The sequence below is a fragment of the Streptomyces sp. SAS_281 genome (assembly GCF_052542855.1).
Map to the genome: position 1 here is coordinate 1 of NZ_JBMNDO010000187.1, position 10,703 is coordinate 10,703.

Annotated in this window: 10 protein-coding genes and 2 pseudogenes; 8 read left to right on the forward strand and 4 right to left on the reverse strand. The window is 73.1% G+C overall.

Features of this window, described 5'->3' with window-relative positions; all coding sequences use genetic code 11:
* Positions 1-41 precede the first annotated feature (41 nt).
* On the reverse strand, positions 42-1,136 hold the full coding sequence (gene dapC / locus ACN6LM_RS36530) for a succinyldiaminopimelate transaminase (protein WP_445069729.1): 1,095 nt from the start codon (positions 1,134-1,136) through the stop codon (positions 42-44).
* Positions 1,137-1,254: 118 nt separating this feature from the next.
* Entirely contained in the window at positions 1,255-1,575 is a 321-nt protein-coding gene (gene fdxA, locus ACN6LM_RS36535; protein WP_018105475.1) for a ferredoxin, read from the reverse strand.
* Between the two features lie 117 nt (positions 1,576-1,692).
* Between fdxA and ACN6LM_RS36540 the strand changes: the two genes are divergently transcribed.
* From ACN6LM_RS36540 to thrS, 5 genes and pseudogenes are all read left to right on the forward strand, one after another.
* Entirely contained in the window at positions 1,693-2,691 is a 999-nt protein-coding gene (locus tag ACN6LM_RS36540; protein ID WP_445069730.1) for a GNAT family N-acetyltransferase, read from the forward strand.
* A 3-nt stretch (positions 2,692-2,694) separates the two neighbouring features.
* Positions 2,695-3,534: a transglutaminase-like domain-containing protein gene (locus ACN6LM_RS36545; protein WP_445069731.1), complete on the forward strand. Its 840-nt coding sequence runs from the start codon at positions 2,695-2,697 to the stop codon at positions 3,532-3,534.
* Between the two features lie 253 nt (positions 3,535-3,787).
* Positions 3,788-4,519 carry a hypothetical protein gene (locus ACN6LM_RS36550; RefSeq protein ID WP_445069732.1) on the forward strand — a complete coding sequence of 244 codons (732 nt, stop codon included), beginning with the start codon at positions 3,788-3,790 and terminating at the stop codon, positions 4,517-4,519.
* 121 nt (positions 4,520-4,640) lie between these two features.
* The gene (locus tag ACN6LM_RS36555; protein ID WP_445069733.1) at positions 4,641-5,348 is read left to right on the forward strand and encodes a class F sortase; all 708 of its coding nucleotides are present in this window, start codon (positions 4,641-4,643) and stop codon (positions 5,346-5,348) included.
* A gap of 207 nt (positions 5,349-5,555) precedes the next feature.
* Positions 5,556-6,797: pseudogene (gene thrS, locus ACN6LM_RS36560) on the forward strand (threonine--tRNA ligase); the annotation flags it as partial.
* Here thrS and ACN6LM_RS36565 read toward each other — a convergent pair.
* A complete protein-coding gene (locus ACN6LM_RS36565; RefSeq protein WP_445069734.1) occupies positions 6,794-8,011 on the reverse strand; it encodes an MFS transporter in 1,218 nt (405 codons plus the stop codon). The pseudogene thrS and the gene ACN6LM_RS36565 overlap by 4 nt on opposite strands.
* Positions 8,012-8,095: 84 nt before the next feature.
* Here ACN6LM_RS36565 and ACN6LM_RS36570 point away from each other — a divergent pair, with 84 nt between their 5' ends.
* Both ACN6LM_RS36570 and ACN6LM_RS36575 read left to right on the forward strand, forming a co-directional pair.
* Positions 8,096-8,674, forward strand: coding sequence for a sugar O-acetyltransferase (locus tag ACN6LM_RS36570; RefSeq protein ID WP_445069735.1), 579 nt, complete (start codon positions 8,096-8,098; stop codon positions 8,672-8,674).
* A gap of 19 nt (positions 8,675-8,693) precedes the next feature.
* On the forward strand, positions 8,694-9,236 hold the full coding sequence (locus ACN6LM_RS36575) for a TetR family transcriptional regulator (protein ID WP_164399566.1): 543 nt from the start codon (positions 8,694-8,696) through the stop codon (positions 9,234-9,236).
* Between the two features lie 60 nt (positions 9,237-9,296).
* Here the strand turns inward: ACN6LM_RS36575 and ACN6LM_RS36580 are convergent, their stop codons facing one another.
* Entirely contained in the window at positions 9,297-9,929 is a 633-nt protein-coding gene (locus ACN6LM_RS36580; protein WP_445069736.1) for a class I SAM-dependent DNA methyltransferase, read from the reverse strand.
* Positions 9,930-10,226: 297 nt separating this feature from the next.
* On the opposite strand from ACN6LM_RS36580, the pseudogene ACN6LM_RS36585 reads away from it, so the two are divergent.
* Positions 10,227-10,703 (forward strand): annotated as a pseudogene (locus ACN6LM_RS36585) (coagulation factor 5/8 type domain-containing protein); the annotation flags it as partial.

The window sequence follows — 10,703 nt, forward strand, 5'->3', positions numbered from 1 at the left end:
GGAAGCACGTGCTTCTGGGGGCCCCTCACGTACGCCGTCGGTCAGCCGAGGCGCTTGACCGCCGCCGCCACGCGCTCGTCCGTGGCCGTGAACGCCACGCGGACGAAGCGGTCGCCGGCCGGTCCGTAGAAGTCGCCGGGCGCGACCAGGATGCCCAGCTCCGCCAGGTACGCCACGGTGTCCCAGCAGGGTTCGTCGCGGGTGGCCCAGAGGTAGAGGCTCGCCTCGCTGTGCTCGATGCGGAAGCCGTGGGCCTCCAGGGCCGTGCGCAGGGCGGCGCGCCGGTCCGCGTACCGGGCGCGCTGTTCGGCGACGTGGGTGTCGTCGCCGAGCGCGGCGACGGTCGCGGCCTGGACGGGCGCGGGCGTCATCATGCCGCCGTGCTTGCGGATCAGCAGCAGCTCGCTCAGCACGGCCGCGTCGCCCGCGATGAACGCCGCGCGGTAGCCCGCGAGGTTGGACCTCTTCGACAGGGAGTGGACGGCGACGATGCCCTCGTACGTACCACCGCAAACGTCCGGGTGGAGCACGGATACCGGCTCCGCTTCCCAGCCCAGCTCCAGGTAGCACTCGTCGCTGAAGACCAGTACACCGTGCTCGCGCGCCCAAGCGACGATGCGGACCAGCTCGTCCTTGGCGAGGACGCGGCCGGTCGGGTTGGACGGGGAGTTGAGCCAGAGGAGCTTCAGGCCGGCCGGGTCGAGTTCGGTCGGGTCGTCGTAGGCCACCGGCTCGGCGCCGCAGAGCCGGGCGCCGACCTCGTACGTCGGGTAGGCGAGGCGCGGGTAGGCGACCTTGTCGCCGGGGCCCAGGCCGAGCTGGGTCGGCAGCCAGGCCACCAGCTCCTTGGAGCCGACGACGGGCAGCACGTTCTCGTGGGCGACCGAGACCGCGCCGAGCCGCCGCTCCACCCAGCCGGTGAGCGCGTCGCGCAGCGCGGCGGTCCCCCACACCGTCGGATAGCCGGGGCTGTCGGCCGCCGCGACGAGCGCCTCCCGGATCAGCTCGGGCACCGGGTCGACGGGCGTGCCGACGGACAGGTCCACGATCCCGTCCGGGTGGGCCTCGGCCGTCGACTTGTAGGGCGCCAGCTTGTCCCAGGGGAAGACCGGGAGGCGGGAGGAGACTGCGGACACGGCTCTCTGCTTTCTCGTACGGAGTTCACGCGGGCGGCCCGGCGGGGGCGGGAAACACCGCGGTCCCGCACGGCGGCGAGCCGTACGGGACCGGGGCGGCGCACGTGCCGGGGCGCTGTTACTGGTTCTGCGGCGGCAGCGCGGCGATGAACGCGTGGTCGCGCTCGATCAGGCCGAGCTTGGAGGCACCACCGGGCGACCCGAGGTCGTCGAAGAACTCGACGTTCGCCTTGTAGTAGTCCTTCCACTCGTCCGGGGTGTCGTCCTCGTAGAAGATCGCTTCCACCGGGCAGACCGGCTCGCAGGCTCCACAGTCGACGCACTCGTCCGGGTGGATGTACAAGGACCGCTGGCCCTCGTAGATGCAGTCGACGGGGCACTCTTCGATGCAGGCCTTGTCCTTGACGTCGACACAAGGCTGCGCGATGACGTAGGTCACGCTGTCGTTCCTCCTCGGTAGGGCGTTGGCTCTCGCGCGGGAGCGCGGCGTCGTCGATGCCCGCACCTAGTATCTCCGTTCGCGGGCACGATCCGAACAGGAGGGGCGGACAGAGCTGTGGAATTCACCATCGGCGGACGGCTGGAGGTCCGAATTGCACCAGCTGACGTGGGCAAACGGGTATCAGTCCGACGTGTGACCGGAGACGGCTCCAACGGGTCGGAATTCACCGACACGGTCGGCGTTCTCACATCGTGGAACGACGGCGTGCTGTGTATCACACCCAAGAACGGCGCGTCGGTGCGCATCGCGGAGTCGTCCCTCGTGGCGGGCAAGGTCGTGCCGGCCGCCCCGGCCCGGCGGCGCGGCCCCGCCGCGTCCTTCGCCGAACTCGCCCGGGTGACCGCGCGCGCCTGGCAGCCCGTGGAGAGCGAACCGCTGGGCGACTGGCTGCTGCGCGCCTCCGCGGGGTTCACCCGCCGCGCCAACTCCGTGCTGCCGCTCGGCGACCCGGGCATGCCGCTCGGCGAGGCGCTCGGGCAGGTCCGGACGTGGTACGCGGAACGGGGGCTGCCCGCGTACGTACAGACCGCGACCGGTGCCGAGGGCGCGCAGGAGGAGCTGTGCGCGGCGCTGGAGGAGCACGGCTGGCGGCGCGAGGTGACGGCGGAGGTGCGGATCGCGGCGCTCGCCCCGGTCGGCGACCTGCCCGCCGAGGTCTCCCGGGTCCGGCTGGACCGTACGGCCGGTGCGGCGTGGCTCACCCGCTACCAGCGCGTCGGGACGCCGGGGCCGGAGGTGACGGCCGTGCTGCACGGGGGCCCCTCGGTGTGGTTCGCCACCGTGCCCGGCGAGGAGGGCGAGGCGCCCGCCGCGATCGGGCGGTGCGTGGTGGACGGCCGGTGGGCCGGCTTCATGGCCGTCGAGGTGGCGCCCGAGCACCGGCGCCGGGGCCTGGCGACCGCCGTGATGACCGCGCTGGCCCGGCAGGCGATGGACGAGGGCGCGTCCGCCGCCTGGCTCCAGGTGGAGGCGGACAACGAGGGCGCCCGCGCGCTGTACGACGGGATGGGTTTCGCCACGCACCACCGCTACCACCACTTCCGGCCGGTGTGACCGGTGGCGCCCGAGAGGAACGACCGCGAGGAGCGGCGCCGCCGGTTCGCGGAGGAGGCCAGGGCCGAACGGCCCGACCTGGCACTGCTGTGCCTGCTGGTGGCGGCGGAGGCCGATCCGGCGCTGGACGCGCACGGCGTCGACGAGGCCCAGATCGAGCTGGACCGGCTCGCCGGGCTGCTCCCGTACGGACTGCGCGGGGCGCACGCCTGGGCGTCGGCCCTGGCCGAACTGCTCGGTGAGCGGTGCGGGTTCGAGGGCTCGACGGCGGACTACCAGCGGCTGGAGTCCTCCCTGCTGCACGAGGTCCTGCGGCGGCGGCGCGGGCTGCCGATCCTGCTGTCGGTGGTGTGGATCGAGGTCGCCCGGCGGGCGGGCGCCCCGGTGTACGGGGTGGCTCTGCCGGGTCATTTCGTGGTCGGCTTCGGCGACCCGGGCGAGCGGGTGCTCGCCGATCCGTTCGCCGGGGGGCGGCCGCTGACGGACCAGGACGCGGAGCTGCTGGTGACGAGCGCGACCGGGGAGCGGTGGGAGCCGTCGTCGCTGGAGCCCGCGCGGCCGCTGGAGGTCGTGCTGCGGGTCCTGAACAACATCCGGGCCTGGGCCGCGGCCCGCCCGGAGCACACGGCCGTGGCGCTGTGGGCCGCGGAGCTGTCGCTGCTGCTGCCGTCGCACCCGGCCAGGCTGCGCTACGAGCACGCCCAGCTGCTGGTGCGCGCGGGCGAGTTCCTGCGCGGCGCGGCCGAGCTGGAGGAGTACGCGCGGGTCGTGGAAGAGGTGGAACCGGCCGTCGCGGAGGCGGTGCGCGCCAGTGCGCGGGCGGCGCGGGCCCTCCTGAACTGACGGGGCGGGAGGTGGGGCGCGTCGCTCAGAACCCTTGAGGCGCGTCGCCCAAACCTCTTGGGGCGCGGCATGCCGTCCAACGGGTGATTATCCGTTCTCCGCCACTCGATGGGCCCACGCCGCGGCCCCCATGCGGCGCTCTCCGATGGCGCGCTCCCGGGTTCGGACTGACGGTGGATCACGTAGCCACTGCGTCACCAGGAGTCGACACGTCGTCACTCCTCGCAGGGGCGACGAAAGGAAATGTGTACAGATGCGCTCTGCCCGCACGCTGTTCGCTTCGGCCGCCGTCACGGCGGTCCTCACCATCACCGCTCCCTCGGCCTACGCGATGACCGTCGCCGCCGACCAGCACCACGGCGGCTCGTCCGCCTCCGACCACGAGCACGACAACTCCGACGGCGAGTGGAAGAAGGACCAGCCGCACGGCGGCATGCACACCGGCGGTGGCGCCCTGTCGAAGACCGTCACGAAGGAGTGGCAGCCGGGCGACGAGGGCGGCAAGTACAGCAAGGACGACGCGGACAAGCCCCACGGCGGCGTCCACACCGGCGGCGGCGCCCTCGCCGAGGCGGTCGCCAAGGAGTGGCAGCCCGGTGACGAGGGCGGCAAGTACAGCAAGGACAAGCCGAGCGGCGGCGTCCACACGGGCGGCGGCGCGCTGGCCAACACCCTCGCCAAGGAGTGGCAGCCGGACGACGAGGGCGGCAAGTACAGCAAGGACGACGCGGACAAGCCGCACGGCGGCGTCCACACCGGCGGCGGCGCCCTCGCGCAGACCGTGGCCAAGGAGTGGCAGCCCGGTGACGAGGGCGGCAAGTACAAGGACGAGGAGAAGCCGAGCGGCGGCATGCACACGGGTGGCGGTGCGATGGCGATGACCGGCAGCGGTCTGGCGGCCGGTTCGCTGCTGCTCCTCGGCGGCGCCGGCGTCGCCGCGTACCGGCTCCGCCGCCGCCAGGCGTCCGGCGGTGCGATGGCCTGACCGGCCCGCGGGCCCTCTGTCGTCGCGGTCGCCGTCCCCTCGGGACGGTGGCCGCGGCGCCCGCGTTTCCCCGGTCCTCCCCACTCGTACCGCCCCCGTACGGACGAAAGGCACGTGCTCCATGGCCGCCCCGCAGACCACCGAAACCCCCTCCCCCGGGGCCGCGTCCCGCACCGGCTCGCTCGGCCGGGCGCTGTTCTGGCCCCTCGCGACGGCCGGTCTCGGCATGACCCTGATCTACCACTCCATCGGTTCGCCGGCCGACGACAAGGCGCCCGCCCCGCCCCCGGCAGCCGCGTCCGCCGCCGCGTCCCCGTCGGCGGGGGCCTCCGCCGAGGCCGCTCCGAGCGAGTCGCCCGCGCTGCCCCGCTCGGTGCCGACCCGGCTGCGGATCCCGGCGATCGCGGTGGACGCGCCGTTCACGCCGCTCTCCATCGGTCCTTCGGGCCGGCTCGACGCGCCGCCGCCGAACGACAGGAACCTGGTCGGCTGGTTCAAGGACGGTGCGACGCCCGGCGAACGGGGGGCGTCGATCGTGGCGGGCCATGTGGACACCACGACCGGTCCGGCCGTCTTCCTCCAGCTGCGCTTCCTGAAACCCGGGGCGACCGTCGACATCACCCGCGCCGACGGCACGGTGGCGACGTTCGCCGTGGACACCGTGGAGACGTTCAGCAAGGCGGACTTCCCCGACGACAAGGTGTACGCCGACACCCCGGACGCCCAGTTGCGGCTCATCACCTGCGGCGGCAACTACGACCGGAAGGCCAAGGACTACGAGGACAACGTCGTGGTCTTCGCGCACCTGGACTCGGTGAAGAAGGCATGAGCCGCGGCCTTCCCCCGCACACGGGCGGGAAAACCGGATGCGGGCGGGCGCGGGGCGCTGTTAGCGTCGGATCCATGCAGCGTGCCGCCGTGAACACGACGACGCCGGAGAGTGTCCCGGCGCGCTGACTGCTGACCAGCCGACAAGCCCCGGGGCGAGTGCCCCGGGGCTTTCGCGTGGGGTCGCTCGCCCTTCCCCCGCGAGGAGACCCCCATGCACGACCACCGCAGACTCGGCCGCGAGCTGGAGCTGTTCGACACCGACCCGCTGATCGGCGCGGGGCTTCCCTACTGGCTGCCGGACGGAGCGGAGCTGCGGCACACCCTGGAGGAGTACATCCGGGACGCCGAGCGGCGGGCCGGCTACCGCCACGTGTACTCGCCGGTGCTCGGCAAACGGGAGCTGTACGAACGCTCGGGGCACTGGGCGCACTACAGCGACGACATGTTCCCGCCGATGGACCTGGGCGAGGGACAGCAACTGGTGCTGCGGCCCAGCCTGTGCCCGCACCACGCGGTGATCTACCGCTCCCGGGCGCACAGCTACCGCGAACTGCCGCTGCGGATGGCGGAGCTGGGCGGGATGTACCGCGCGGAGCTGTCCGGGGTGCTCGGCGGGCTGACCCGGGTGCGCTCCATCCAGCTGAACGACGCGCACATCTTCTGCACCGTGGAGCAGGTCGCCGACGAGGCGCGCGGGGCGCTCGACATGATCCTCCGGGCGTACGAGGCGCTGGGAGTCCGCGCGGCCCGCTTCCGGCTGTCGCTGCCGGGGCCGGGCGGCAAGTATGTAGCCGCCCCCGAGCTGTGGCGGCGTTCCACCGCCCTGCTGACCGAGGTGCTGGAAGCGTCGGGGCTGCCGTACGAGGCGGCGGAGGGCGAGGCGGCTTTCTACGGGCCGAAGATCGACGTCCAGGTCGAGGACGCGGCGGGCCGCGAGTTCACCCTGTCCACCGTGCAGGCCGACTTCCACCAGCCGGAGCGCTTCGACCTCCAGTACACCGGGGCCGACGGGGCGAAGCACCGCCCGGTGATGGTGCACCGCAGCATCATCGGCAGCGTCGAGCGGGCCGTCGCCCATCTCATCGAGCAGCACGGCGGCGCCTTCCCGGCCTGGCTCGCCCCGCAACAGCTGGCGGTCCTGCCGGTGTCCGACGCCGAACTCCCGGACGCGGAGGCGCTGGCCGGGCGGTGCGCGGAGCTGGGGCTGCGCGCGGGGATCAGCGGCCGTGAGCGCGGCAGCCTGGGCGCCCGGATCCGGGAGGCCAGGCTGGTGCCGTACCAGGTGGTGATCGGTGCGGCGGAGGCGGCCGACGGCCTCGTCGCACTCCGGCTGCGCGGCGGCCGCCGGCTCGCCCCCATGCCGGCCGGCGAGGCGCTGTCCCGGATCGCCGCGCTGACCGCCGCGCACAGCACCGCGCTGTGGGACGGGGAGGCGGAGGGCCTTTAGGCCGTTTCCGGCGCCGCCTCCGCCCTCGGCCTGCCGCCCTCCCGGCCGGGGCCCAGCGCCCCGGCCAGCAGCGCCGCCACGGCCACCAGCGCCAGGACCACGGTCATCGTGAGGCGCAGGCCGATGTGGTCGGCGAGGAAGCCGAGGGCGGGCGGGCCGACCAGGAAGGCGCCGTAGCCCGCCGTGGAGACGGCGGCCACCCGTGCGGCGGCGTCCGTCGGGTGGTCGCCCGCGGCGGAGACCGTGACCGGGAAGCCGAGCGAGGCGCCGAGCCCCCACAGCACCGTGGCGGCGCCCGCCATCAGGGGGCTCGGGGCGAGGATGACCACCGCCAGGCCCAGCGCGGCGGTCAGGCCGCTGATCCGGACGACCATCGCCCGGCCGAAGCGCTCCAGAAACGGTCCGCCGGCGAATCGGCCCAGGGTCATGGAGGCGGCGAAGACCAGGAAGGTCAGCGAGCCCGCCGTGGGGCTCACGTCGTACCCGTCGACCATGAGCAGCGGCAGCCAGTCGTTGGCCGCGCCCTCCGCGAAGGCCATCGCCAGCACGATCACGCCGATCAGGACGAGCTGCCGGTCGCGCCACACGTGCAGCTGGCCCCGCAGGCCGCCCTGCCCCGCGCCCGCGGCCGGTGCGTCCTCCTTGCCGGTGCCGTGCGGAATGGCGAGGACCGCCCGCGTACCGGCCGCGGCTATCAGAACCGCGACGAGTGTCAGATGCCATCCGACGGGGAACGCGGCCGCCGTCAGCGCCATGCCGAGGAGCGCCCCGACGACGGTGCCCAGGCTGAAGCAGCCGTGCAGCACCGGCAGGACGGGCCGGCCGATGGCGGTCTCGACCGCGGCGCCCTCGATGTTGAACGCCACCTCGCTCATCCCCATCCCGCCGCCGAACAGGGCCAGTCCCCCGAAGACCACGGCGGCGAGCGAGAGGGCGGTCCCGGCCGCGACGACCAGCAGCCCGGCGACGATCAGGGTGACGCCGCCGAGGATCGTCCTGCGGCCCCCTTGGCGCCGCACCAGCGGCCCGGACGCCATGACACCGGCCATCGAGCCGGTGGACAGCCCGAACAGCACCAGGCCCATCGCGCCGGTGGACACGTCGAGCCCGTCCCGGACGGCCGGGGTGCGCGCGACCCAGGAGGCCATGCCGGTACCGGCGGCGAGCATGAAGAGGAACAGGGCGGCACGCCAGCGGCGTGTGGCGGCATCCATACAGCGGGGCCTCGTCAGACGGTCGGGAGAAGTGGCGGACGCCACGAGCGTACGATCGTACGCCTAGAGTGTACGCTCGTACCCATGACGGACTACTTCGCGGGCGATCCGCGTACGAACCACGAGCGGATGCTCGCCGGAGACCTGTACATCGCGGACGACCCGCAGATCGTCGAGGCCCAGAAGCGGGCCGTGCGGCTGGCCGCCCGCTATCTCGCCGCCTACGCCGAGGACCCGGACGCGGCGCAGCCCGTCGTCGCCGAACTCCTCGGCGGTCTCGGCACGGGGGCACACATCCGGCCGCCGCTGTACGTCGACTACGGCTCGTACATCACGGTCGGCGAGGACACGTTCATCAACTACAACCTCACCGCGCTGGACGTCGCGCCGATCACCATCGGCCGCGACTGCCAGATCGGGCCGAACGTCCAGCTGCTGACGCCCACGCACCCGGTGGAGCCGGCACCCCGCCGGGACAAGCTGGAGGCGGCGCGGCCCATCACGATCGGCGACAATGTCTGGCTCGGCGGCGGGGCGATCGTGCTGGCCGGTGTGACCATCGGGGACAACAGCGTCATCGGGGCGGGTGCCGTGGTCACCAAGGACATCCCCGCCAACGTGGTCGCCGTGGGCAATCCGGCCCGGGTGATCCGTTCGATCTAGGGACGACGAGGGACAGAGCGTGGCGACCGGACAGAACGACCCCGAGCGGCGGGAGCGCATCATCACCGCCGCGCTCGACCTGATCGCGGCCGAGGGGGTCGCGGGGACCTCGCACCGCAAGGTCGCCGCTCGCGCCGGGGTCCCGCTCGGTTCGATGACGTACCACTTCGGCGGCATGGACGAGCTGCTGCGGGAGGCGTTCACCCGCTTCTCCAGCGGCATCGTCGCCGTCTTCGAGGAGCGCCTGGGCGCCGCCACCACGCAGGACGAGGCGCGCGAGGCGGTCGCCGATCTGGTCCACCATCTGTCCGGCGGCAACCAGCGCGAACTGGTCCTCACGCACGAGCTGTACACCCTCGCCGCCCGCAAGCCCGCCTACCGCGAGCTGACCCGCGAATGGATGCGCCGCAGCCGGGTCGCCCTGGAGTGGCACTTCGACCCGGCGACGGCCCGTCAGCTCGACGCGCTGATCGAGGGCCTGTCCATCCATCGCGCGCTGGAGACCGAGCCGCACGACCGCGCCCTGACCGTCGAGGCCATCGCCCGCATCACGCGCGCCTGACGCGTACCCACAGCCCCTGGCCGGCACCCCACCTGACCAAGGTGCCGGCCAGGTCACCCCTCACGCACCGGCCGCCCGGGCCAGCACGCACACCTGGGGCCACCTCGCGCCCGGGGTGGTCAGCCGGGCGGTGAGGGCGAATCCGGCCTCTTCGAGTTGTCCGACGACCCGGTCGGGTGACAGCAGATGGATGGCGTACGCGAATCCGCCGGCGCGCTTCTCCGAGGTGTAGGGCTCCCCGTTCCCGGCGTGGAACCCCAGCAGCAGCCGGCCGCCAGGCGCCAGGACGCGGCGGAACTCCGCGAAGAGGACCGGGAGCCGGTCCGGCGGCGTGTGCAGGATCGACCACCAGGCCACGATTCCGCCGAGGCCGCCGTCCGGCAGCCCGAGCGCGTCCATCGCCCCGGTCTCGAAGCGCAGGTCCGGGTGGCGGCGCCGGGCGGCTTCCACCATGCGCGGCGACACGTCCACGCCCTGGACGCTCAGCCCGAGGCCGGCCAGATGGGCCGTCACATGGCCCGGTCCGCAGCCGAGATCGGCCACGGGGAGCCCGCCGTCCACTCGGACCTCCTCCGCGAACGCGCCGATCAGCGCGCGCCCCGGCACGTCCTCGGCGAAGAGTCCGGGAACGCGGGCGGCGTAGTCCTCGGCGACGGTGTCGTAATAGGCGCGGGTCACGTCGAGTCCGGTCACCCGTACGACCCTAAGGGGCGGCTACGCGGATGGGGACCGAGCACCCCGCGCTCCCGTGCGGTCACCGTCAGCTCCTGAACGCAAGCGCACTCCGAACTGGCCACAGAGCGGGTCAATTGCCGTGCCGCAGACCTTATTTGTTGCGCACAGCGGGGTTCGGTCCAGGCTTCCGACGCACACCTCTTGACGTGTCCCGGGTAACAACGGAACCATCGACACCCATCGGAGAGCGCTCTCTGAGCGCTCTCCGGACCGTTCGTCGCGTCACCCGCACCAAGACCCTGGAGACGTACGTCCATGCACCTTCCCCCCACGGAAGCCCCCACCACACCCCCCACACCCACCTCCACCGCACCATCCCGCCGCAGGCGCCGGGGCAGGGCCTTCGGGTTCGCCGCCTTCGCCGTGTCGCTCCTCATGGCCGTCCCCACGGCGCAGACCGCCTTCGGGCAGGACGCGCAGGCCGTCGAGGGCGGCGGCGATCTCGGCCCGAACGTCATGGTGTTCGACCCGTCGACGCCGGACATCCAGGCCAAGGTCGACGAGGTGTTCAAGAAGCAGGAGTCGGCGCAGTTCGGCGACGGCCGCTACGCGCTGCTCTTCAAGCCCGGCACGTACGACAACATCAACGCGCAGATCGGTTTCTACACGTCGATCGCCGGCCTCGGGCTGAACCCCGACGACACGACGTTCAACGGTGATGTCACCGTGGACGCGGGCTGGTTCAACGGCAACGCCACGCAGAACTTCTGGCGTTCGGCGGAGAACCTGGCG

Coding starts and splice junctions, on each gene's coding strand:
- ACN6LM_RS36550 (WP_445069732.1), top strand. CDS start 3,788: ATGCGCTCTGCCCGCACGCTGTTCGCTTCGGCCGCCGTCACGGCGGTC.
- ACN6LM_RS36555 (WP_445069733.1), top strand. CDS start 4,641: ATGGCCGCCCCGCAGACCACCGAAACCCCCTCCCCCGGGGCCGCGTCC.
- ACN6LM_RS36565 (WP_445069734.1), bottom strand. CDS start 8,011: ATGGATGCCGCCACACGCCGCTGGCGTGCCGCCCTGTTCCTCTTCATG.
- ACN6LM_RS36570 (WP_445069735.1), top strand. CDS start 8,096: ATGACGGACTACTTCGCGGGCGATCCGCGTACGAACCACGAGCGGATG.